Source organism: Methylobacterium soli (genome assembly GCF_008806385.1).
In the GTDB taxonomy this organism is placed as follows: domain Bacteria; phylum Pseudomonadota; class Alphaproteobacteria; order Rhizobiales; family Beijerinckiaceae; genus Methylobacterium; species Methylobacterium soli.
Window position 1 is genome coordinate 20,056 of the sequence record NZ_VZZK01000031.1, and the last position, 23,093, is coordinate 43,148.

21 protein-coding genes are annotated in these 23,093 nt (G+C 69.2%); 19 read left to right on the top strand and 2 right to left on the bottom strand.

What is annotated here, in order from left to right; translation table 11 throughout:
* The first annotated feature begins 180 nt into the window (after positions 1-180).
* The 13 genes from murD (at position 181) to F6X53_RS23715 (ending at position 16,245) form a co-directional block, all read left to right on the top strand.
* Positions 181-1,542 (top strand): UDP-N-acetylmuramoyl-L-alanine--D-glutamate ligase, encoded by a 1,362-nt coding sequence (gene murD, locus F6X53_RS23655; protein ID WP_151002901.1) that lies wholly within the window; start codon positions 181-183, stop codon positions 1,540-1,542.
* Between the two features lie 123 nt (positions 1,543-1,665).
* Entirely contained in the window at positions 1,666-2,832 is a 1,167-nt protein-coding gene (locus tag F6X53_RS23660) for an FtsW/RodA/SpoVE family cell cycle protein (protein WP_151002903.1), read from the top strand.
* A complete protein-coding gene (gene murG, locus F6X53_RS23665; protein ID WP_151002905.1) occupies positions 2,829-3,938 on the top strand; it encodes an undecaprenyldiphospho-muramoylpentapeptide beta-N-acetylglucosaminyltransferase in 1,110 nt (369 codons plus the stop codon). The genes F6X53_RS23660 and murG overlap by 4 nt, the downstream gene beginning before the upstream one ends.
* Before the next feature lie 73 nt (positions 3,939-4,011).
* Positions 4,012-5,418, top strand: a complete 1,407-nt coding sequence (gene murC, locus F6X53_RS23670; RefSeq protein ID WP_151002907.1) for a UDP-N-acetylmuramate--L-alanine ligase — start codon at positions 4,012-4,014, stop codon at positions 5,416-5,418.
* The gene (gene murB, locus F6X53_RS23675) at positions 5,415-6,338 is read left to right on the top strand and encodes a UDP-N-acetylmuramate dehydrogenase (protein ID WP_151002909.1); all 924 of its coding nucleotides are present in this window, start codon (positions 5,415-5,417) and stop codon (positions 6,336-6,338) included. Before murC ends, murB begins: the two co-directional genes overlap by 4 nt.
* Positions 6,339-6,541: 203 nt before the next feature.
* Positions 6,542-7,465 carry a D-alanine--D-alanine ligase gene (locus F6X53_RS23680; protein WP_151002911.1) on the top strand — a complete coding sequence of 308 codons (924 nt, stop codon included), beginning with the start codon at positions 6,542-6,544 and terminating at the stop codon, positions 7,463-7,465.
* Complete coding sequence (locus F6X53_RS23685; RefSeq protein WP_151002913.1) at positions 7,432-8,373, top strand: cell division protein FtsQ/DivIB; 942 nt, start codon at positions 7,432-7,434, stop codon at positions 8,371-8,373. Before F6X53_RS23680 ends, F6X53_RS23685 begins: the two co-directional genes overlap by 34 nt.
* Positions 8,374-8,435: 62 nt before the next feature.
* Complete coding sequence (ftsA, locus tag F6X53_RS23690; protein WP_151002915.1) at positions 8,436-9,758, top strand: cell division protein FtsA; 1,323 nt, start codon at positions 8,436-8,438, stop codon at positions 9,756-9,758.
* Between the two features lie 103 nt (positions 9,759-9,861).
* A complete protein-coding gene (gene ftsZ, locus F6X53_RS23695) occupies positions 9,862-11,637 on the top strand; it encodes a cell division protein FtsZ (protein ID WP_151002917.1) in 1,776 nt (591 codons plus the stop codon).
* A 405-nt stretch (positions 11,638-12,042) separates the two neighbouring features.
* Positions 12,043-12,990, top strand: a complete 948-nt coding sequence (lpxC, locus tag F6X53_RS23700; RefSeq protein WP_151002919.1) for a UDP-3-O-acyl-N-acetylglucosamine deacetylase — start codon at positions 12,043-12,045, stop codon at positions 12,988-12,990.
* Between the two features lie 225 nt (positions 12,991-13,215).
* The gene (locus F6X53_RS23705; protein WP_151002921.1) at positions 13,216-14,094 is read left to right on the top strand and encodes an outer membrane protein assembly factor BamD; all 879 of its coding nucleotides are present in this window, start codon (positions 13,216-13,218) and stop codon (positions 14,092-14,094) included.
* 143 nt (positions 14,095-14,237) lie between these two features.
* Positions 14,238-15,911, top strand: a complete 1,674-nt coding sequence (gene recN / locus F6X53_RS23710) for a DNA repair protein RecN (protein WP_151002923.1) — start codon at positions 14,238-14,240, stop codon at positions 15,909-15,911.
* Between the two features lie 124 nt (positions 15,912-16,035).
* A complete protein-coding gene (locus tag F6X53_RS23715) occupies positions 16,036-16,245 on the top strand; it encodes a hypothetical protein (RefSeq protein WP_151002925.1) in 210 nt (69 codons plus the stop codon).
* A gap of 31 nt (positions 16,246-16,276) precedes the next feature.
* Here the strand turns inward: F6X53_RS23715 and F6X53_RS23720 are convergent, their stop codons facing one another.
* Positions 16,277-16,534: a hypothetical protein gene (locus F6X53_RS23720; protein WP_238298667.1), complete on the bottom strand. Its 258-nt coding sequence runs from the start codon at positions 16,532-16,534 to the stop codon at positions 16,277-16,279.
* 357 nt (positions 16,535-16,891) lie between these two features.
* Here F6X53_RS23720 and pstS point away from each other — a divergent pair, with 357 nt between their 5' ends.
* The 6 genes from pstS (at position 16,892) to phoB (ending at position 22,339) form a co-directional block, all read left to right on the top strand.
* Complete coding sequence (pstS, locus tag F6X53_RS23725) at positions 16,892-17,932, top strand: phosphate ABC transporter substrate-binding protein PstS (RefSeq protein WP_151002929.1); 1,041 nt, start codon at positions 16,892-16,894, stop codon at positions 17,930-17,932.
* Positions 17,933-18,066: 134 nt separating this feature from the next.
* Positions 18,067-19,041 carry a phosphate ABC transporter permease subunit PstC gene (gene pstC / locus F6X53_RS23730; RefSeq protein WP_151002931.1) on the top strand — a complete coding sequence of 325 codons (975 nt, stop codon included), beginning with the start codon at positions 18,067-18,069 and terminating at the stop codon, positions 19,039-19,041.
* A gap of 10 nt (positions 19,042-19,051) precedes the next feature.
* Positions 19,052-19,948 carry a phosphate ABC transporter permease PstA gene (gene pstA / locus F6X53_RS23735; RefSeq protein WP_151002933.1) on the top strand — a complete coding sequence of 299 codons (897 nt, stop codon included), beginning with the start codon at positions 19,052-19,054 and terminating at the stop codon, positions 19,946-19,948.
* Positions 19,949-20,012: 64 nt separating this feature from the next.
* Positions 20,013-20,828, top strand: a complete 816-nt coding sequence (pstB, locus tag F6X53_RS23740; RefSeq protein WP_151002935.1) for a phosphate ABC transporter ATP-binding protein PstB — start codon at positions 20,013-20,015, stop codon at positions 20,826-20,828.
* Positions 20,829-20,889: 61 nt separating this feature from the next.
* Positions 20,890-21,609 (top strand): phosphate signaling complex protein PhoU, encoded by a 720-nt coding sequence (gene phoU / locus F6X53_RS23745; protein WP_151002937.1) that lies wholly within the window; start codon positions 20,890-20,892, stop codon positions 21,607-21,609.
* 28 nt (positions 21,610-21,637) lie between these two features.
* Positions 21,638-22,339: a phosphate regulon transcriptional regulator PhoB gene (gene phoB / locus F6X53_RS23750; RefSeq protein ID WP_151002939.1), complete on the top strand. Its 702-nt coding sequence runs from the start codon at positions 21,638-21,640 to the stop codon at positions 22,337-22,339.
* Between the two features lie 120 nt (positions 22,340-22,459).
* On the opposite strand, the gene F6X53_RS23755 is transcribed toward phoB, so the two are convergent.
* Positions 22,460-23,005 (bottom strand): GcrA family cell cycle regulator, encoded by a 546-nt coding sequence (locus F6X53_RS23755; protein WP_373876006.1) that lies wholly within the window; start codon positions 23,003-23,005, stop codon positions 22,460-22,462.
* Between the last annotated feature and the right edge of the window lie 88 nt (positions 23,006-23,093).

Consider the following 23,093-nt stretch of genomic DNA (forward strand, 5'->3'; position numbering starts at 1 on the left):
GGCGCCTCGATCTCCGATCCCCCTCATCCCGAGAGCCCGGCCCGAAGCGGACGTCTCGACCGCGCCCCGGATTCCGCCGGGACACCCGGAGGCTTCCTTCGCGGTCCGCTGACCCGGTCGGCTCGGGATGCGGTAGAGGGACGGGAAGACCTCGAAGCTCCTGGCAATTCCGAGACGCTGATGATTCCTGTCACCACCTTTGCCGGCCGATCCGTCGCCCTGTTCGGTCTGGGGGGCTCGGGTCTCGCCACCGCGCTCAGCCTGAAGGCGGGCGGTGCGACCGTCATTGCCTGCGACGACAATCCCGACAGCATGGCCCGGGCGGCCGCCCAGGGCATCCACACCGCGGACCTGCGCGAGGCCGACTGGTCGACCTTCGCCGCGCTCGTTCTGGCGCCCGGCGTGCCGCTGACCCACCCCGTTCCGCACTGGACGGTGGAGCGGGCGAAGGCGGCCGGCCTCGAGATCATCGGCGACATCGAGCTGTTCTGCCGCGAGCGGGAGACGAGCGCGCCCGACGCCCCCTTCGTCGCCATCACGGGCACCAACGGCAAGTCGACCACCACGGCCCTGATCGCCCATATCCTGGGGCAGGCCGGCCGCGACGTGCAGATGGGCGGCAATATCGGCACCGCGATCCTCTCGCTGGAGCCACCGAGCGCCGCGCGCGTGCACGTGATCGAGTTGTCCTCGTTCCAGATCGACCTGACGCCCTCGCTCAAGCCGAGCGTCGGCGTCCTCCTCAACATCACGCCGGATCACCTCGACCGGCACGGGGCGATGGAGAATTACGCGGGCATCAAGGAGCGCCTGATCCGGGGCTCGGACCTCGCCGTGATCGGTATCGACGACGGCTTCAGCCGCGCCATCGCCGAGCGCCGCGAGGGGGCGAGCCTGCGCATCCATGTGGGGACCGGCGCCGGCCCCGCCGGCGGCCTCGTCGTGCGGGATACGGGCATCTTCGACGATGCCGGCACGCAGGTCGCCGACATCTCCGGCATCGGCTCGCTGCGGGGAGCCCATAATGGGCAGAACGCGGCGGTCGCGGTCGCGGTGAGCCGGGCGCTCGGCGTCGCGGACGCGGCGATCCAGGCGGGCCTGCGCTCCTTCCCGGGCCTGCCCCACCGGATGGAGGAGGTCGGACGGCGCGGCCGCGTGCTCTTCGTCAACGATTCGAAGGCGACGAACGCCGACTCGACCGAGAAGGCCCTCACCGCCTTCCGCGACATCCACTGGATCCTCGGCGGCAAGGCCAAGGAGGGCGGCATCTTCCCCCTCGTGCCGTTCTTCGACCGGATCGCGCATGCCTACCTGATCGGCGCGGCCTCGGATGCCTTCGCGGCGACGCTCCAGGGCGCCGTGCCGTTCACCCGCTGCGAGACGCTCGACGTCGCGACCCGCGCCGCCGCGGAAGGGGCCGCCGCCGCGGGCGCCCCGGAGCCCGTCGTGTTGCTCTCGCCGGCCTGCGCCTCCTACGATCAGTTCCGGAGCTTCGAGGACCGGGGCAACCAGTTTCGCGAGCTGGTGCGGGCGCTGCCCTGAGGACGACGAGCCCGCGCAGAATCCGATAACCATAAGAAACCATTTACCATTCCGTCACAGGATCGCGCCCGGCCGTGGACCGCTCGGCCCGAGCGGTCCGTGTCACGGAGCACGCGTAATTCCATGATGTCCCGCGCGGAACGCACGCCCCTCACGGATTGGTGGTGGACGGTCGATCGCGGCCTGCTGGCGGCGCTCGGCGCCCTGATGGTGGCCGGCCTCGTCTTCCTGATGGGCGGCGGCCCGCCGGTGGCCGAGCGCATCGGCCTGCCGACCTTCTACTTCCTGAACCGGCAGGCTCTCTATCTCGCGCCGACGATCCTGCTGATCGTTGCGGTCTCCTTCCTGAGCCTGCGCCATATCCGGCGCCTCGCGCTCGGCACCTGGATCACCGGCGTGGCGCTCTGCATCCTGGCCGGCAAATTCGGTCCCGAGATCAAGGGCGCGCATCGCTGGATCCAATTCGGCTCGTTCGGCTTGCAGCCCTCGGAATTCGTGAAGCCCGCCTTCGTGGTGGTGGCCGCCTGGGCTTTCTCGGAAGGCGCGCAACGGCGTGACATGCCGGGCGGCTTCCTGGCGATCCTGCTCTTGCCCATCACCATCGTACCGCTGATCCTGCAGCCCGATTTCGGGCAGACCATGCTGATCACCATCGTCTGGTGCGCGCTGTTCTTCGTGGCCGGGCTGCATTGGTTCTGGGTGGCGGGCCTCGGTGCGCTCGGCCTCGTCGGGGTGTTTGCCGCCTACACCTTCCTGCACCACGTCCGCGAGCGCATCACGCGCTTCCTCGACCGTGATTCGGGTGACAGTTTCCAGGAGTTCTGGTCGCGCGAATCCTTCCGCTCGGGCAGCTGGTTCGGCACCGGCCCGGGCGAGGGGGTGGCCAAGCGCCACCTGCCCGACGCACATACGGACTTCATCTTCTCCGTCACCGGTGAGGAGTTCGGCGTGATCGTCTGCCTCTGCCTCGTTGCCCTGTTCGTCTACATCGTGATGCGCGGTCTCAAGCTCGCGCGCCGCACCGACGACACCTTCTCGCGGCTGGCGATCACGGGACTCACCACCCTGTTCGGCCTGCAGGCCTGCATCAACATGGCGGTGAACACCCAGCTGATGCCCGCCAAGGGCATGACGCTGCCCTTCGTCTCCTACGGCGGCTCCTCGCTGATCTCCCTGGCGCTGGGCATGGGCTTCCTGATCGCGCTGACCCGCAAGCGGCCTCGCGTCACCATGCTCAGCCAGAAGCCGCCCGGGACCGCGCCCGCCACTGTCGCCGGAGTGATGCGGTGACGGTGTTCCAGGCCACCATCCTCCTCTGTGCCGGCGGCACCGGGGGGCATCTCTTCCCGGCCGAGAGCCTCGCCCACGCGCTGCGCGCCCGCGGCGTGCGGGTGGTGCTCGCCACCGATGCGCGGGTCGATTCGATCGCCGGCGGGTTCCCGGCCTCCGAGATCGTCACCATCGCGTCGGCGACGCCGTCCGGCCGCTCGCCCCTGAAGCGCGCGGGCGCGATCCTGACCCTCGGGCGCGGCTTCGGCGCGGCGGCACGCGAGATCCGGCGCATCAACCCGGCCGCCATCGTGGGCTTCGGCGGCTACCCGACCGTGCCGCCGGTGCTCGCCGGCCAGATCCTGCGCGTGCCCACGATCCTGCACGAGCAGAACGCCGTGATGGGCCGGGCGAACGCCTTCCTGGCGCGGGGCGCTCGCACCATCGCGACGGGCTTCGCGGCCGTGCGCGGCGTGCCCGACAAGGCCAAGGCGCCCCGAATTCACACCGGCAACCCCTTGCGCCCCGCGGTGCTCGAGGCGGCGAAGACGCCCTATCCCCTGCTCGGTTCCGAGGACGACCTGCATCTCCTCGTCTTCGGCGGCAGCCAGGGCGCGCGGGTGATGGGCGAGGTGGTGCCCAAGGCGATCGCGCAATTGCCGGCCGATATCCGGGCGCGGCTGAACCTCGTGCAGCAGGCCCGCCCCGAGGATCTCACCGCGGTCCAGAACGATTACCTCGCCATGGGCCTGCGCAGCATCGAGGCGGCCCCCTTCTTCCGCGACCTGCCGGGCCGCATGGCGCGCAGCCATCTGGTGGTTTCGCGCTCGGGCGCCTCGACGGTCTCGGAGCTCGCGGCCATCGGCCGGCCCGCGATCCTAGTGCCGCTTCCCGGGGCCCTCGATCAGGACCAGGCCGCCAACGCCGCGACGCTCGCCGGCATCGGCGCCGCGCTCAGCCTGCCCCAGTCGAGCTTCACGCCGGACCGCCTCACCTCCGAGCTCGTCGATCTCTTCGGAAATCCGGAAAAATTGACCGGCGCCGCATCAGCGGCCAAAAGCGCGGGCATTCACGACGCCGCCGAGCGGCTTGCCACCGTCGTCATCGAGACGGCAGCCCGCATCTGATTGTTTCCGGGATCTCGCCCCCGCGGCGCCCGGCAAGGCGCGCCGCGCCTTCCAAGACGGAACGGTTCTTCCCATGAAGCTGCCCGACAAGCTCGGACCCATCCACTTCATCGGCATCGGCGGCATCGGCATGTCCGGCATCGCCGAGGTGATGCACAACCTCGGCTACACGGTGCAGGGGTCGGACGCGAACGACAACGCCAATGTCCGGCGTCTCACCGAGAAGGGCATGAGGACCTTCGTCGGCCACGCGGCCGAGAATGTCGAGGAGGCCGCCCTCGTGGTGGTCTCCACCGCGATCCGCCGGGACAACCCCGAGCTCGCGGCGGCCCGCGAGCGCCGGCTGCCGGTGGTGCGCCGGGCCGAGATGCTGGCCGAGCTGATGCGGTTCAAGTCCTGCGTCGCCATCGCGGGCACGCATGGCAAGACCACGACGACCTCCCTGGTGGCGACGCTGCTCGACGCCGGCAACCTCGACCCTACCGTGATCAACGGCGGCATCATCAATGCCTACGGCACCAATGCCCGCATGGGCGAGGGCGAGTGGATGGTGGTGGAGGCCGACGAATCGGACGGCACCTTCCTCAAGCTCCCGGCCGATGTCGCCATCGTCACCAATATCGATCCGGAGCATCTCGACCATTTCGGCTCGTTCGAGGCCGTGAAGGACGCCTTCCGGCGCTTCATCGACAACATCCCGTTCTACGGCTTCGCCGTGATGTGCATCGACCACCCGATTGTGCAGGACCTCGTCGGCCATATCGAGGACCGGCGCATCATCACCTACGGCGAGAACCCGCAGGCCGATGTCCGCCTGATCGACGTTGACCTGAAGGGCGGCCAGAGCCGCTTCCGGGTGATGATCCGCGACCGGCGCCCCGGCTTCCGCATGGAGATGGAGGACCTCGTCCTGCCCATGCCCGGCAAGCACAACGCCCTGAACGCCACCGCGGCGCTCGCCGTCGCGCACGAGCTCGGCGTCTCGTCGGACGCGATCCGCAAGGCGCTCGCGGGCTTTGGCGGCGTCAAGCGCCGCTTCACCCGCACGGGGGAATGGAACGGCGCCACGATCTTCGACGATTACGGGCATCATCCGGTGGAGATCAAGGCGGTGCTCAAGGCGGCCCGCGCATCGACGGACGGCAATGTCGTGGCGATCGTGCAGCCGCACCGCTACTCCCGCCTGCAATCGCTGTTCGATGATTTCTGCACCTGCTTCAACGACGCCGACACGGTGATCGTCGCCCCCGTCTACGCGGCGGGCGAGCAGCCGATCGAGGGCATCGACCGAGACAGCCTGGTGGCGGGCCTCAAGTCCCGCGGCCATCGCAACGCCATCGCGCTCGAGCGCTCGGAGGACCTCGCCGGCATCGTGGGCGGCCTCGCCCAGGCCGGCGACTACGTCGTCTGCCTCGGCGCCGGCAACATCACCCAGTGGGCCTACGCCCTTCCGGGCGAACTCGCGACGCTGAAGGGATGAGCGCCTTCGCGGACATTACTCCGGCCCTGCGGGGCGCCATCCCGAACCTGCGCGGCCGCCTTCTCGCGAATCAGCCGCTCTCGGATCTCACCTGGTTCCGCGTCGGCGGCCCGGCGCAGGTCCTGTTCACGCCGGCCGACGAGGCGGATCTCGCCGCGCTCCTCGCTGGACTCGATCCGGAGATCCCCGTCACGGTCATCGGCCTCGGCTCGAACCTGATCGTGCGCGACGGCGGCGTGCCGGGCGTGGTGATCCGGCTCGGCGGCAGGGCCTTCGGATCGGTCGAGATCGACGGGGACACCCTGCGCGCCGGGACCGCGGTGCCGGACATGCGCCTCGCCAAGGCCGCCGCCGAGGCCGGCCTCGACGGGCTCGCCTTCTTCCGCGGCATTCCGGGCTCCGTCGGGGGGGCGCTCCGCATGAATGCCGGCGCGCATGGGGGCGAGACCACCGACGTGCTGGTGGAGGCGCGGGGCGTCGACCGCAGCGGTCGGCTCCGCAGCTTCACCCACGCGGAGATGGGCTTCCGCTACCGGCATTCCTCGGCCCCCGACGACGTGATCTTCACCTCCGCCCTGTTCCGGGGCCGCCCCGGCGACCGCGCGGCGATCGAGGCCGAGATGGACCGGGTCACGGCGGCGCGCGAGGCCGCCCAACCGATTCGCGAGCGCACCGGCGGCTCGACCTTCAAGAACCCGGACGGCGGCAAGGCTTGGCAGCTCGTCGACGCGGCCGGCTGCCGCGGCCTGACCCTGGGGGGCGCCCAGGTCTCCGAGATGCATTGCAACTTCCTGATCAACCAGGGCGGTGCCACCGCGGCGGATATCGAGGGCCTCGGCGAGGAGGTGCGCCGCCGCGTGCGCGAGACCTCGGGGGTCACGCTGCACTGGGAGATCAAGCGAATCGGGATCGCTGCCTGACAGGAGATCGACAACCGGGCGCGATTCCCCCTTGCTGAGAGGGGGCAGGGATCGAAGAGCCCGCGTGGGGGTGTTCCAGCAGGCACCGCCGCGATCCTCCCGGCACCACGCCGCGCTCCGGCTCCTGCCTGCAAGGGGGCGGAGCGTTCCGTCGCGGCCGGTCGTCAAGCCATCCGAACCACCTCCAACCCACGAGCCCGCCCATGTCCAAGCACGTCGCCGTCCTGATGGGGGGCTGGTCCTCCGAGCGGAGTGTGTCGCTGAATTCCGGCACGGCCTGCGCCCGCGCCCTCGAACAGCAGGGCTACCGCGTCACGCCCGTCGATGTCGGGCCCGACATCGCGGCCGTGCTGACCCAGCTTCGGCCCGACGTCGCCTTCAACGCGCTGCACGGGCCGGCGGGCGAGGACGGCACGATCCAGGGCCTGCTCGAGATCCTGAAGATTCCCTACACCCATTCGGGCGTGCTCGCCTCCGCGCTCGCGATGCATAAGGAACGTGCCAAAACGATCATGAAGGCGGCCGGCGTGAGCGTCCCGGAGGGCCGCGTCGTTAACCGTCATGATGCAGCCAAAGCACACCCGTTAACGCCTCCGTACGTCGTCAAACCGATCGCGGAGGGCTCCTCGATGGGCGTCATCATCGTGCGCGAAGGGCGCTCGCATCCGCCCCAGGAACTCGCCCGGGCGGACTGGCTCTACGGCGAGGAAGTCCTTGTTGAGACTTACGTTCCGGGCCGTGAGCTGACCTGCGCGGTGATGGGGGACCGGGCACTCGGCGTCATCGAGATCAAGCCGGCCTCGGGCGAGTGGTACGACTTCGACGCCAAGTACGCCGAGGGGGGGTCGATCCACGTCCTCCCGGCAGAAATTAAACCAAATGTTTACCAGCGTGTCCAAGAGTTGTCGTTAACGGCGCATCAAGCACTGGGCTGCCGGGGCGTCAGCCGTGCCGACCTTCGTTACGACGACACACCGGGGGGAACCGGTGCCCTCGTCGTGCTGGAGGTCAACACGCAACCCGGCATGACCCAGACGAGCCTTGTGCCTGAGATCGCGGCCCACGCTGGCTTGAGTTTCGGTGAGCTCGTTCAATGGATGGTGGAGGACGCAACGTTGGGTCGCTGACCCCCGCCGGGTATCCCGGCGGCGAGGGGCCCCGCGCCGGCCTGCTGGCTCGGCTGCCCCGCTTCCTCCGGCGCGCCGCACCGCGCCGTGTCCGGCCCGCCCTGCCGATCGCGCAGCGCGTGCCGCGCCATATCGGCGTGATGGCGGTCTCGGCCTCCTTCGCGGTCGTGGCGGTCGCGGGCTTCGTGACCAGCGGCCGCTACGAGGCCTTCGTGGCCGAGCAGGGCCGGCCCCTCGATATCCTCGCGCGGATCGCCGGATTCGGCGTCGAGCGCGTCACCATCTCGGGCATCTCGCGCATGTATGAGCGGGAAGTGCTCGCCGCCGCCGGCATCGACTGGCGCTCGTCGGTCCTGTTTTTGGACGTCAACGAGGTGCGCGAGCGCCTGATCCGCGTACCGCTCATCGCCAGCGCCTCCGTGCGCAAGCTCTACCCGAACGAGATCGTCATCAACCAGGTGGAGCGCGAGCCCGCCGCCCTCTGGCAGAAGAACGGCGAGATCAGCGTCATCGCCGCCGACGGGACCGTGATCGACACCATGCGGGACGACCGTTACGCGAGCCTGCCGCTCGTGGTGGGCGACGACGCCAACACCAAGCTCAGCGAGTATCTCGGTCTGATCGCTGCCGCCGGCGCCCTCGGGGACCGGATCCGCGCCGGGACCTACGTCTCGGGCCGGCGCTGGACGCTGAAGCTCGACGGGGTCGACATTCGCCTGCCCGAGACCGGCAGCGCCGAGGCCCTGGCTCGCTTGGTCAAGCTCGAGCGCGACGCCCGGATCCTCGAGAAGGACGTCATCGCCGTCGACCTGCGCATGCCCGACCGGGTGGTCGTGCGTCTGACGGAGGAGGCGGCCGCGGCCCGCGCCGAGAGTCAGAAGAAGACCAAGAAGGGGACCGCGACATGAGCCGCCCGACGCGCCTCTCCGCCCGCCCGTCCGTCCCCGAAATTTTCTCCCGGTAGCGTTCGATGCACAGCCACCACGGCCTCACGCCGAGACTGAAGCCGCTCTCCGCCCGGCGGAGCACGACGCTGTCGGTTCTCGATATCGGCACCAGCAAGGTCGTCTGCCTCATCGCAGAGCTGCAGCCGGCCGAGGCGCTCTCGACCCTGCGGGGTCGGACGCACCTCGCCCGCATCATCGGCATCGGCCATCAGCGCTCGCTCGGGCTGAAGGGCGGCGCCATCGTCGACCTGGAGGCTGCCGAGGGCGCGATCCGCCAGGCGGTCCACGCCGCCGAGCGGATGGCCAAGGTCGAGGTCCAGTCGGTCATCGTCAACATGTCCGGCGGGCGCCTCGCCTCGCAGCATTTCGAGGCGCGCGTGAACGTGCGCACCGGCACCGTCACGGGCTCGGATGTCGAGCGGGTGCTCGAGACCGCGAGCGCCCACGGCGTCAGCCCCGGACGGGCCGTGCTTCACGCCCTGCCGACGGGTTACGCCCTCGATGGCCAGGGTGCCGTGATCGACCCCTCGGGGATGATCGGCGATGCGCTCGGCGTCGACCTGCACGTCGTCACCAGCGAGGCGGCGGCCGCCCGCAACCTGATGCTCGCGGTGGAGCATTGCCACCTCGGCGTCGAGGCGGTGATCGCCACCCCCTACGCCGCCGGCCTCTCGGCTCTGGTCGACGACGAGGCGGAGATGGGCGTCTGCGTCGTCGATATGGGCGGCGGCACCACCAGCGTCGGCGTCTTCTCCGGCGGGCACCTCGTCCACGTCGATGCCATCGCGGTGGGCGGCCACCACGTCACCATGGATATCGCCCGCGGGCTCTCGACCCGGGTCGCGGCGGCCGAGCGGCTGAAGACGCTCTACGGCTCCGCCATCGCCACCCCGTCCGACGAGCGCGACATGATCGCGGTCCACGGCGTCGGCGAGGACGAGGGCGACGCCCCCGCCCATGTGCCGCGCTCCCAGCTCGTGCGGATCATCCGCCCCCGCGTCGAGGAGGTGATCGAGCTGGTGCGCGACCGGCTGCGCAATGCGGGCTTCGCCGCTCAGGCCGGGCGCCGCGTGGTGCTCACGGGCGGCGCGAGCCAGCTCGTCGGCCTGCCCGAGGTCACCCGCAGGGTGATGCAGGGACAGGTCCGGATCGGGCGTCCGCTCGGCATCCGGGGCCTGCCCGAGGCCGCCAAGGGGCCGGCCTTCTCGGCCGCCGTCGGCCTGCTGGTCTACCCGCAGGTGGCGCATGCGGAGCATTTCGAGCCGCGGGGGCAGGGCGCCTTCGCGGGTACCGGAACGGACGGCTACTTCTCGCGCGTCGGTCGCTGGATTCGCGAAAGTTTCTAGAGAGTTAGGCGCGGTCGCCCCTGGGCGCCCGCGTGAACCGCAGACATCGGCGCCGGCACTGGACGCCAGACACAAACCCGAAAGTCACGAGAGGCTCGACATCATGGCCATTTCTCTGCAGGCGCCGGACATCCGGGAACTCAAGCCCCGCATCACCGTCTTCGGTGTCGGCGGCGCGGGCGGCAACGCCGTCAACAACATGATCGAGTCCGGTCTTCTCGGCTGCGAGTTCGTCGTCGCCAATACCGACGCGCAGGCGCTGACCTCGTCGAAGGCCGAGCGCGTCATCCAGATGGGCCTCGGCGTGACGCAGGGCCTCGGTGCCGGCTCGCATCCCGAGGTCGGCTCGGCCGCCGCCGAGGAGGTGATCGACGAGATCCGTGACCAGCTCTCGGGCGCTCACATGTGCTTCATCACGGCCGGCATGGGCGGCGGCACCGGCACCGGTGCGGCCCCCGTCATCGCCCGCGCGGCCCGCGACATGGGCATCCTCACGGTCGGCGTCGTGACGAAGCCGTTCCAGTTCGAGGGCGTGCGCCGGATGCGCACCGCCGAGGCCGGAATCCAGGAGCTGCAGGCCTCCGTCGACACCCTGATCGTGATCCCGAACCAGAACCTGTTCCGGGTCGCCAACGAGAAGACGACCTTCGCGGACGCCTTCGCGATGGCCGACCAGGTGCTCTACTCGGGCGTCGCCTGCATCACCGACCTGATGGTCAAGGAAGGCCTGATCAACCTCGACTTCGCCGACGTCCGCGCGATCATGCGCGGCATGGGCAAGGCCATGATGGGCACCGGCGAGGCTTCCGGCGAGAAGCGCGCCAACCGGGCTGCGGAAGCCGCCATCGCCAACCCGCTCCTCGACGATGTCTCGATGAAGGGTGCGCGCGGCCTGCTGATCTCGATCACGGGCGGCAACGACCTCACCCTGTACGAGCTCGACGAGGCCGCCACGCGCATCCGAGAGGAGGTCGATTCGGACGCCAACATCATCCTGGGCGCCACCTTCGACGAGAGCCTCGACGGCATCATCCGCGTCTCGGTCGTCGCCACCGGCATCGAGCCGGCGCTGATCTCCGCGCATTCGCCGAACAATCCGGCGATCGCCGAGACCGAGCAGCGCATCGCCGAGGTGGCCGAGCGCCTGCGCGCCGAGGCCCGTGCCCGCGCATCCCAGCCGGCCCCGTCGGCCCGCGCCGCCGAGCCGGCGCCGATGCCGCAGGCCCAGGCTCCCCAGCCCGCGAGCCCGCCCCGCCCCGCACTCCCGGAGGCGATGGTCACCCACGAGCTGCGCCATGAGATGCGGATGGAGCCGCACGCCGCGGTGGTGCGCGACGACGTCGTCCTGACCCAGTCGCAGCCGCGCGTCGCGATGCCCTACGCGGCCCCGCCGGTCGCGCAGCCCGAGCCTAGCCAGCCCCTGAATGCCGGCCCGTTCGTGCCGCCGCGCCCGGCCGCTCCGGCTTCCGCCCCGCTCGCCCGCGCGCCGCGCATGCCGCAGATCCACGAGCTGCCCCCGATCGGGCAGGCCCAGATCCGCGCCAGCCGCGGCGAGGAGACCGCCGAGGCTCCGGCCGATTCCAAGCGCATGACCCTGCTGCGCCGCCTCGCCACCGTCGGGTTCGGCGGCCGCCGCGAGGAGGCCGAGCCGGCCCCCGTGCCCGCGCCCGCCCGGGCACCGGCCCCGCAGCAGCACAGCCTGCCGCCGGCCCCGCCCGCGCCCGACTATGCCAAGCGCGCCCCCGCGCCCCAGGTCCCGCAGGGCTATCGCCCGGCGCAGGGCAATCTCGACGCCCAAGGCCGTCTCGCGCCGCAGCCGCGGATGATGGACGACGATCAGCTCGAGATCCCGGCTTTCCTGCGCCGCCAGGCCAACTGAGCCGAAATTCCCCCGCGGGCCTTGTCCGCGGGGGATCACCGATGTCTCCGACGCCTCCGCGTCGCGCCAATTGCACTCCGACCGGGCGTTGGTTGTCCGCTCAACCACCGGCTTGCGGTTTTTTGGCAACAGACCCGGCTCCGCGATGGGCCGGGTTTAACATGTCTTTAACGCCTTGAGCGGAAAGCGCTTTCAGATTCGTTGTGCGAAAGCGTGTCTGTAACACAGCGTAAGAATCCGTGATTTGGCCGGGCTTTTGCGCGCAGCTATACAAATTTCCGGAACGAGAAAGCGCGGCGGTTTCGCCGTCAGCGCGCGCAGGGGCTTCAAGCAGCGGACGGATCTGAAGGGCATGGCACATCGCCGGAGGCGGTGTGCTGCCTGATCGCGGCCGAGGGCTAAGGAATGCGAACGAACCAACAGATTACCCTCAAGGGCCCGACGACCCTGCGCGGCGTCGGCGTCCATTCCGGGAACCCGGTCGAGATCACGATCCGTCCCGCACCGGCCAATCACGGCGTCGCGTTCCTCCGCACCGGAATGCACACCGGCAACGACCGGCTCATCAAAGCCCATCACGCCTGCGTCTCCGCCACCGAACTCTGCACCGTCATCGGCGATGTCGCCTCCGGAGCGGTCGCCACCATCGAGCACCTGATGTCCGCCCTCTACGGGCTCGGTGTCGACAACGCCCTGATCGAGATCGACGGGCCCGAGATGCCCATCCTCGACGGCAGCGCGCTTCCCTTCGTCAAGGCCATTGATGCCGTCGGCCTCGCCCAGTGCGGCGCCCCGCGCCGCTGGATCAAGGTGCTCCGCCCCGTTCGCATCGAGGTCGACCGCGCCTTCGCGGAGCTTCGCCCCATCGACCGGGGCTTCCGCCTCGATGTCGAGATCGATTTCGAGAGCCCGGTGATCGGCCGCAGCCGCAAGGCCATGGACCTCACCGCCGCATCCTACCGCCGCGAGATCGCGGGCGCCCGGACCTTCGGGATGATGAAGGACGTCGAGCGCTACTGGAAGGCGGGTTTCGCCCTCGGCGCGTCCCTCGAGAACACCGTGGCGGTCGGCGAGACCGCGGTGGTGAACCCGGAAGGCCTGCGCTTCGCGGACGAGTTCGTGCGGCACAAGTTCCTCGACGCGGTCGGTGACCTCGCGCTTGCCGGCCTGCCGCTCCAGGGGGCCTACCGCTCCTATTGCGGCGGCCACCGGATGAATGTCGGCGTCCTGACCGCCCTGTTCTCGGATCGCGCCAACTACGCGATCATCGAGGCCCAGGGCAGCCGCCGCGAGAGCGCATTGGCCGAGTTCGGTGTTGGCCTCGGGATCGCCGCCTTCGCGGGCGACCTGTAACGCGCAAGCCACACCGGGCATCCGATCGCTCACAAGGTCCGCCCGCCGTTTTCGCGCCCGAATTGCCCGTCACGGTGAATCGTCTGTGAAGAGCGGCAAGGTGACGAAGGACCCGGGCCTTCGCGCCGTGGCAGGATGTCCACCGCTTCGAACGACATTCGTGATGGCTTGACGGCGCGCGTCTTTGCGACGACATGGCCGCGCCTGTTGGGGAATGGACCGCAAATGCCTGTCACCTATCCGAATCGCGGTGCCCTGGCGGCCGTGCTCCTGACGGCGCTGAGCCTCGGTCTCGGCGGCTGCGACGCTCTCGATTCGATCAACCCCTTCGCCGAGAAGTACAAGCCCGAAGTCATCCCCGATGTTCCCGCGGACAAGCTCTACAGTGAGGGCTTGGCCAAGATGGAGGACAGTGACTTCGAGGGGGCTGTCAAGAAGTTCGGCGATCTCGACAAGCAGTACGCCTATTCCGACTGGTCGCGGAAGGCGCTGCTGATGACGGCCTACGCGAATTACGAGGGCCAGAAATACGACGACGCCATCAACGCCTCGAAGCGCTATCTGCAGCGGCACCCGGCGAGCAAGGACGCGGCCTACGCCCAGTACCTGATGGCGATGTCGCAATATAAGCAGATCCCGGACGTTACCCGCGATCAGGATCGCTCGGAGAAGGCGCTCGTCGCCCTGCAGGAACTCGTCCAGAAGTACCCGACCTCCGAGTATTCCTCCGACGCCAAGGCCAAGATCCAGATCACCCGCGACCAGCTCGCCGGCAAGGAGATGGAGGTGGGCCGCTTCTATCTCGAGCGTCGCAACTTCCCGGCCGCGATCAACCGCTTCCGCGACGTGATCAGCAAGTATCAGACGACCCGGCACACCGAGGAGGCGCTGGAGCGTCTGGTCGAGGCCTACATGGCGCTCGGCATCACCCAGGAGGCGCAGAACGCCGCCGCGGTTCTCGGTCACAACTTCCCCGACAGTCCCTGGTACAAGGACGCGTACGCGCTCCTGCAGAACGGCGGCCTGCAGCCCCGCGAGGAGAAGACCTCCTGGCTCAGCAAGACGTTCTCGTCGATCACCGGCCGCACCGCCTCGGCGCAGTAAGCACCGCTCGAAGAGCCTTCGCGGGCGAGGCCGGCCGACGCCGCCTCGCCCGCCTTGCATTCCGGGCGTGATTTTGGGGATGAAGTCCGGGCGACTTCCCCTTACATGACGGCAATTCAGTTCGAAGGGGCCACCGACGCGGCATGCTCGTGCAGCTTGCGATCCGCGACATCGTTCTGATCGACAAGCTTGAGCTGAATTTCCGCGAGGGGCTGAGCGTCCTGACTGGGGAGACGGGCGCGGGCAAGTCGATCCTCCTCGACGCCTTCGCGCTCGCGCTGGGCGGGCGGGGCGACGGACGGCTCGTGCGCCATGGCGAGAGCCAGGGCAGCATCACCGCAGCGTTCGACGCGCCTCTCGATCATCCCGCGCGCCTGATCGCGGCCGAGTCCGAGATCGACACCGAGGGCGACCTGATCCTGCGTCGCACGCAGATGGCGGACGGACGCACCCGGGCCTTCGTCAACGACCAGCCGGTCGGCGTGCAGGTGCTGCGCGCCATCGGGGCGGCCCTCGTGGAGATCCACGGACAGCACGACGACCGGGCCCTCGCCGATCCCACCACGCATCGTGCCATCCTGGACGCGTTCGGGGGGCTCCAGGGGCCCCTCGCGGCGGTGGGAGCCACGGCCAAGCGCGTTCGCGCCGCGCGCACGACCTTGTCCGAGCAGAGGGCCCGGGTCGAGGCGGCGCGCAAGGAATCCGATTTCCTGCGCCACGCCGTCGACGAGCTCGAAACCCTCGATCCGCAGCCGGGCGAGGAGGCGACGCTCGCCGAGCGCCGCACCGTGATGCAGCAGAGCGAGAAGGTCGCGCGCGAGCTGAACGAGGCGTTGGAGGCCGTCGGCGGCCCGAACTCGGGCAGCGCGCATCTCTCGAGCGCGATCCGCAAGCTGGAGCGCCGGGCGGCGCAGCTGCCGGCCCTGGTCGATCCCTGCATCGCCGCCCTCGACGCCGCCCTGGTCGCCCTCGACGAGGCGCGCAGTGTCCTCGACGCGGCGGTGTCCGAGACCGAGTTCGACCCGCGCGAGCTGGAGCGCGTCGAGGAGCGCCTGTTCGCGCTCCGCGCCGCGTCCCGGAAGTACACGGTGCCGGCCGACGATCTGGCCGCCCTGCGGGAACGCTACGTCGCGGACGTGGCCGCGATCGATGCGGGCGAGGAATCCCTCGCCGGCCTGGAATCTGTGCTGAGCGAGGCGGAGGCCGCCTATGCCAAGGCGGCGGCCAAGCTCAGCGAGGGGCGCAAGCGCGCTGCCAAAGCCCTCGACGCGGCCGTGAAGGCGGAATTGCCGCCGCTGAAGCTCGAGCGCGCCCGCTTCATCACCGAGATCGCCACCGATCCCGAATCGCGGGACGGGGCAGGCATCGACCGGGTCGAGTTCTGGGCGCAGACCAACCCGGGGACCCGCCCCGGCCCGATGATGAAGGTGGCGTCGGGCGGTGAGCTCTCGCGCTTCATGCTGGCGCTGAAGGTCGTCCTAGCCGACAAGGGCTCGGCCCCGACCCTGATCTTCGACGAGATTGACACCGGTGTCGGCGGTGCGGTGGCGGATGCGATCGGAGCGCGCCTGGCCCGGTTGGCCGAGACCGTCCAGGTCGTCGCCGTGACCCACGCCCCTCAGGTCGCGGCGCGGGCCCAGACCCATTTCCTGATCGCCAAGGATCCGGTGAAGGGCAGCGACCGCGTGGCGACCCGCGTTGCCTCCCTGCCGGTCGAGGCGCGGCGCGAGGAGATCGCCCGGATGCTGGCCGGCGCGACGGTGACGGACGAGGCGCGCGCCGCGGCGGCCCGCCTCCTGCAGAGCGCGTCGGCTTGAACAGATTATTAAGCTTACTCGGAGCTTAATAGTAACACTTCGTTAACCATCCGGGCAGAGAGTGATCTGATCGAGCAGGCCGCGCGATTCGCCCGGTCGATGGATCAGGTCTCGGGGGGAGACGATGACTCAGTTGACCGGCAAGTCCGAGGCCCACGCGCCCGAGCAGGGCGGACCGGTGCCTGTCCTCAGCGTCGATACCCAGTACCGTCTCGGTCACGCCCTGCGCTCGGTCTACGAGGGCAGCGTCGAGAACCAGCCGATCCCGGACGCGCAGATCGATCTGCTCCTGCGCCTGCGCCACAAGGAGCGCGACCGCCGCCGCGCGGGCTGATCCCCAGCGTCCCGGCCCGAATCCTCGCGTTCTACCAGCGCCGCGCGCCGGGCTGGCGCTTGTATTCCGCGGCGCGGATCCGGGTCATCAGGCGATCCAGGCTCAGAAGAAGCTCACGCTCCTCAGCGCGGGCCCGTTCGATCTCCTCGTCATCCTGACCGAAACGCTGGCGGACCTGTGCCAGCGCGAGGCTCCGCTCGATCTCTTCCCGCTCGGCATGCAGCGCCAGAAAGGCGGCTTCCTCGGGATCCGCCGTGCCGAGCGGCCCGGCATGCGGTTCGTTGCTCACGGTGCGCATCGTCCTCTACCCGATCAGCGGGCCTTGGTCCGGCCACGATTTGGGGCCGGCCGCGAACTGCCGGATACGGTAAGGAACGCGCGAGGCCGCGAAACCGTGCCATTGCGGCGGGTCTCGTCAGAATTCCTTCTCCAACCTCCTCCCGGGCGGCGCCGGTCCCCGTGCCGAATTGCGCAGGCGCCCCGGCACACCGGTGGTTGTCATCGCCCTGTCATGCCGCCGTCATAGAGCCGCACCGTCGGAGAGCTAAGACTATCGGCAGCCGGATCTCGGCGGGTCGCGCAGATCCCGGACCGGTCTCCGGGTGCCGTACAGGATTGATGCGCCCGACAGCTAACGGAGACGCACGTGAAACCCTTTACCTACGCGCTTGCCCTCGGCCTCGCGACGGCCCAGCTCGCCTTCCCGGCACTCGCGGGCGACATCACGGGCGCTGGCGCCACCTTTCCGTTCCCGGTCTACTCGAAATGGGCCGAGGCCTATCGCAAGGACACCGGCACCGGGCTCAACTACCAGTCAATCGGCTCGGGCGGCGGCATCAAGCAGATTCAGGCCCGGACCGTCGATTTCGGCGCCACCGATGCCCCCCTCAAGGCCGCAGCCCTGGAGAAGGATGGCCTCGTCCAGTTTCCGACCGTGATGGGCGGCGTCGTGACGGTGGTGAACATCGCCGGTGTCGAGCCGGGCAAGCTGAAGCTGACCGGCGAGCTCGTCGCCGACATCTATGCCGGCAAGATCACCAAATGGTCGGATCCGAAGATCGCCGCGCTGAATGAGGGCCTGAAGCTGCCCGAGGCGACGATCACCCCGGTCTACCGCTCGGATGCCTCCGGCACGACGAACATCTTCACCACCTACCTCTCTCAGGTCTCCGAGCCCTGGAAAAAGGAATTCGGCGCCGCCACCACGGTCAGCTGGCCCGCCGGCCAGGGCGGCAAGGGCAACGAGGGCGTGACCGCCACCGTCAAGCAGGTCCCGAACGCCATCGGGTATGTCGAATCCGCCTACGCCAAGCAGAACAAGCTCAGCTACACGCTGATCCAGAACAAGGCCGGCAAGTATCCGCAGCCGGACGACAAGGCGTTCCAGGCCGCTGCCGCCAGCGCCGACTGGAAGAGCGCCCCGGGCTTCGGCATCGCGCTGACCAACCAGGCCGGCGACGACGCCTGGCCGATCACGGCCGCGACCTTCATCCTCGTCCACAAGGACGCGGCCGATCCGACGAAGTCGGCTGACGTGCTCAAGTTCTTCGATTGGGCCTACAAGAACGGCGACAAGCTCGCCTCCGAGCTCGACTACGTGCCGCTTCCCGACAACGTCGTCGGTCTGATCCACGAGGAGTGGAAGCAGGTGAAGGGCAAGGACGGCAAGCCCGTCCTGAACATGTAAGGCCTCACCGCTCCGACGGCATCTTGCCAGGGGCAGGCTCCGCCACGAGCGGTGCCTGCCCCTCGGGCGATCCGGTCCGGCTCGCGTCGAGCCCCGTCGCGCGCTACCACGCCTCCCGGTGAAGAGAAACGCGGATGACCGCCTTGACTGAACAGATTGCACTCGCGCGCGCGAGGTCGGTGGTCCGCAAGGCCCCCGGCAAGGGTTTCGACGGCCTGTTCCGGGCGAGTGCCTACGGCGCGGCGCTCCTCGTCCTCCTGATGCTCGGGGGCATCCTGGCCTCGATCGCCTATGGGGGCTGGCCCGCTTTCCGGGAGTTCGGCTTCGGCTTCGTCACGTCCAGCGCCTGGAATATCGGCACCGAGCAATATGGGGCGTTGGTGGCCATCATCGGCACCCTCGCGTCCGCGGTGATCGCCCTCCTGATCGGCGTGCCGCTCTCGCTCGGGATCGCGGTCTACCTGACGCAGCTCTGCCCCGGCTGGGCGCGCAGGCCCGTGAGCATGACCATCGAGCTTCTCGCCTCGGTGCCGAGCATCATCTACGGCATGTGGGGCCTGTTCATCTTCGCGCCGCTCTTCGCGCGCTTCGTGCAGGTGCCGACCTCGAACCTCGTCGAGGGGCTGCCCGTCGTCGGGACCCTGCTCTACGCACGCGTTCCTTCCGGCGTCGGCATCCTGACGGCCGGCATCATCCTGGCCATCATGATCGTGCCCTTCGTGGCCTCGATCACCCGGGACATGCTCGACCAGATCCCGACCATGCTGCGCGAGAGCGCCTACGGCATCGGCTGCACCACCTGGGAGGTCGTGCGCCACGTCCTCGTGCCCCAGGCCGCCGTCTCGATCATCGGCGCCGTGATGCTCGGCCTCGGCCGGGCGCTCGGCGAAACCATGGCGGTCACCTTCGTGATCGGAAACGCCAACCGGCTCTCGGCCTCGATCTTCGATCCGGGCTCCACCATCGCCTCGCGCATTGCCAACGAGTTCAACGAGGCCGACGGCATGCAGCTCAACGCCCTGATGGCGCTCGGCTGCATCCTGTTCGTCATCACCTTCATCGTCCTCATCATCGCCCGCCTGCTCGTGCGCCGCGTCAAGGTCGCCTGAGGATCTTCCGATGGATGCCAGAAACCCGCTCGCCGACGCCCAGGCGGCCACCTCGCTCACGGTCCGGGTCCGCCCCGGGCGGCGGGTGGCCGACCGGGTGCTGCGCCTGTCCTGCCTCGTGGCGACCCTCGTCGGGGCCGCGGTGCTCGGCTCGATCCTGCTCATGCTCATCGTCGAGGGCGTGAAGGGGCTCTCGCCGACGCTCTTCACCCAGCCGACGCCAGGACCGGGCTCCGAGGGTGGCGGCATCGCGAACGCGATTCTGGGGAGCATCGTTCTCACCCTGATCGGGATCGGCGTGGCGACCCCGATCGGCGTGATGGCCGGGACCTATCTCGCCGAGTACGGCCGCAACTCGAAGCTTGCCGACCTGATCCGCTTCCTCAACGACATCCTGCTCTCGGCGCCTTCCATCCTGATCGGCCTGTTCGTCTACACCCTGATGGTGCGGCCGATGGGGACCTATTCGGGCTGGGCCGGCGGCGTGGCGCTCGCCATCATCGCGACGCCCGTCATCGTGCGCACCACCGAGGACATGCTGCGCCTCGTGCCGGGCTCGCTCCGCGAGGCCGGAGCCGCCCTCGGCGCGCCGCCGTCGCGGGTGATCATGAGCGTGACCTGGCGCGCGGCGTCCGCCGGCATCGTGACCGGCATCATCCTGGCGCTCGCCCGCATCGCCGGCGAGACCGCGCCGCTGCTGTTCACGGCGCTCAACAACAATTCCTGGTTCAACGCCAACCTGATGGGCGGCGTCGCGAACCTCCCGGTGATGATCTACCAGTTCGCCCTCTCGCCCTACCCGAACTGGCAAGGCCTCGCCTGGGCCGGCGCGCTCGTCATCACCATGACGATCCTGGCCCTCTCGATCGTCGCGCGGTTCGTGATCAAGCCGCAGCGCGCGCGCTGACCCGCTGCCTTCCGCGCGTCGTGCGCGCCCATCTGCTTCGAATGCCTGCCGAAGGACATCACCGATGAACGCCGCTCCCGCGATCAGCGCCGCCCCCTCCGGGCGCAGCCAGGCCAACGAGACCGCACCCGTGCGGATCGCCGTGAAGAATCTCGATTTCTACTACGGCAGCTTCCACGGCCTGAAGGGCATCAATCTCGATTTCCGCGACCGTCAGGTCACGGCGCTCATCGGGCCCTCGGGCTGCGGGAAGTCGACGCTGCTGCGCACCTTCAACCGCATCTACAGCCTCTATCCGGAGCAGCGCGCCGAGGGCGAGATCCTGCTCGATGGACGCAACGTGCTCGACCCGAAGGTCGATCTCAACGAGCTGCGCGCCCGCGTCGGCATGGTGTTCCAGAAGCCGACGCCGTTTCCGATGTCGATCTACGACAACGTCGCCTTCGGTCTTCGTCTCTACGAGAAGCTGCCGAAGGCGGAACTCGACGTCCGCGTCGAGGAATCCCTGCGCAAGGCCGCTCTCTGGGACGAGGTCAAGGACAAGCTCAAGCAATCCGGCATGGGGCTCTCGGGCGGCCAGCAGCAGCGGCTCTGCATCGCCCGCACCGTGGCGCAGCGCCCGGAGGTGATCCTGTTCGACGAGCCGACCTCGGCGTTGGACCCGATCTCGACCGGACGCATCGAGGAGCTGATCGAGCAATTGCGCAACGAGTTCACGATCGCGATCGTGACCCACAACATGCAGCAGGCGGCCCGCATCTCGCAGTTCACCGCGTTCATGTATCTCGGCGAGCTCGTCGAGTTCGGCCCGACGAACCGCATCTTCATGAACCCCAAGAAGCGGCAGACGCAGGATTACATCACCGGCCGCTTCGGCTGAGCCGCCAGCCTCACTCCCTCACCACGATCCCGCCCCGCGGGCCGATCGAGGACCAGCGATCATGTCCGATCACATCGTCAAATCCTACGACAACGATCTTGAGGATCTGCGCCGCTCGATCTCCGAAATGGGGGGCGTGGCCGAGAAGATGATGACCGAGGCGACCGACGCGCTCGTGCGCCGCGACACGGTGCTGGCGCAGAACGTCATCGTCGCCGACAAGCGCCTCGACGTGCTCCAGCGCGAGATCGAGGAGCGATCGGTGCTGCTGATCGCGCGCCGCCAGCCGCTCGCCATCGACCTGCGCGAGACGATCTCGGCGATCCGCGTCTCGGGCGATCTCGAGCGCATCGGCGATCTCGCCAAGAACATCGCCAAGCGCGTCGTGGCGATCAGCGATCAGGCCCAGCCGCAGAAGATCGTGCTCGGCGTCCAGCACATGAGCGACCTCGTGCAGGAGCAGCTCAAGGATGTGCTCGACGCCTATGGCTCCCGGGACACCAAGGCCGCCCACGACGTCTGGGAGCGCGACGGCGCGATCGATGCGCTCTACAACTCGCTGTTCCGCGAGCTCCTGACCTACATGATGGAGGATCCGCGCAACATCTCGTTCTGCACGCACCTCCTGTTCTGCGCCAAGAACGTGGAGCGCATCGGCGACCACACCACCAACATCGCCGAGACGATCCATTACCTCGTCACCGGCGAGACGCTGACGACCGAGCGGCCGAAGAACGACGCCTCGAACTACGCCACGATCAGCCCCCAGATTTCCGCCTGAGACCGTCACGGCGGATAAGCACGTGAGCATGAGCACTCGAATCCTGATCGTCGAGGACGAGGAGGCTTTGACCCTCCTCCTCCGCTACAACCTCGAAGCCGAAGGCTACGTCGTCGACTCGGCCGCGCGCGGCGACGAGGCCGACCTCCGCCTGCAGGAGCAACTTCCCGACCTGATCCTGCTCGACTGGATGCTGCCGGGCCTCTCCGGGATCGAGCTGTGCCGTCGCATCCGGGCGCGCCGCGAGACGGAGCGCCTGCCGATCATCATGCTGACCGCCCGAGGCGAGGAGGGCGACCGCATCCGCGGCCTCGGCACGGGAGCAGACGATTACATCGTCAAGCCGTTCTCCGTGCCGGAACTGCTCGCCCGGATCCGCGCGCTCCTGCGCCGCGCCAAGCCCGCCCATGTGGCGAACCTGTTGGTCGCCGGCGACATCGAGCTCGACCGGGTCAGCCATCGCATTCGCCGCTCGGGCCGCGAGATCCATCTCGGCCCGACAGAATTCAAGCTCCTCGAGTTCCTGATGCAGAGCCCCGGCCGGGTCTTCTCGCGCGAGCAATTGCTCGACGGGGTCTGGGGCCACGACGTCTATATCGACGAGCGCACCGTGGACGTGCATGTCGGGCGCCTGCGAAAAGCCATCAACCGGCCGCGCCAATCGGACCCGATCCGCACCGTGCGCGGTTCCGGCTATTCGTTCGACGAGATGTTCGCGACCGCCGCCTGAGGCATCCTGGGCCGGGGCAATCTCGGCGGTGCCCGGGCGGGACGCGGATCGCCCCTTTCGCCTTCCGGCGCGAGACCCTGCCGCGCTCTTCCCGGCGCAGCGCCCTCCCGGGTCAGCCGATCAGCGCAAGCCCGCCACGCGGCGGTCGCGCTTGCGCTCGGCCGCCGGCTGGTAGGCGATCTGCGCGTGATGCGTGCAGTAGGGAAGTCCCGTGATGGAGCGGCCGCCGCAGAAGCGGAATTCCGGCGTGGTCGGATCGCCCATCGGCCAGCGGCACATCGATTCGCGCAGATCCATGATCGTGACGCGCTGCGAGACCGCGAGCGGAACCGCGTCGACGATGGCGGCCGGCGGTACGGGCGGGAAATCCGGCGCCGGGCGATGCGACGTGATCGCGATCGGCTCGGGCGCCTCGGCGGCGATCTCGGTGACCGACGCGGCCTCGGGCTCGGACTCGCGCATCGATCGCTTGCGGGTGGTTGCGGGCGTGCCGGCCACGGGCTTGACCCGGCCGGCGAGACCCAGCCGGTGGACCTTGCCGATGACGGCGTTGCGCGTGACGCCGCCGAGCTGCGCAGCGATCTTGCTGGCGCTCTGTCCGTCTTCCCACAGGCGGCGCAGGAGATCGACGCGCTCGTCCGTCCAGCTCAGGCTCACTTCCATCATCGCCCCCTCCGAACGCATGCGGTCACCGCTTCTGCCCCCCGGCAGGCATGGCGTGGATACGGGCGCGCGAGGCACACCGCAGGCCGCG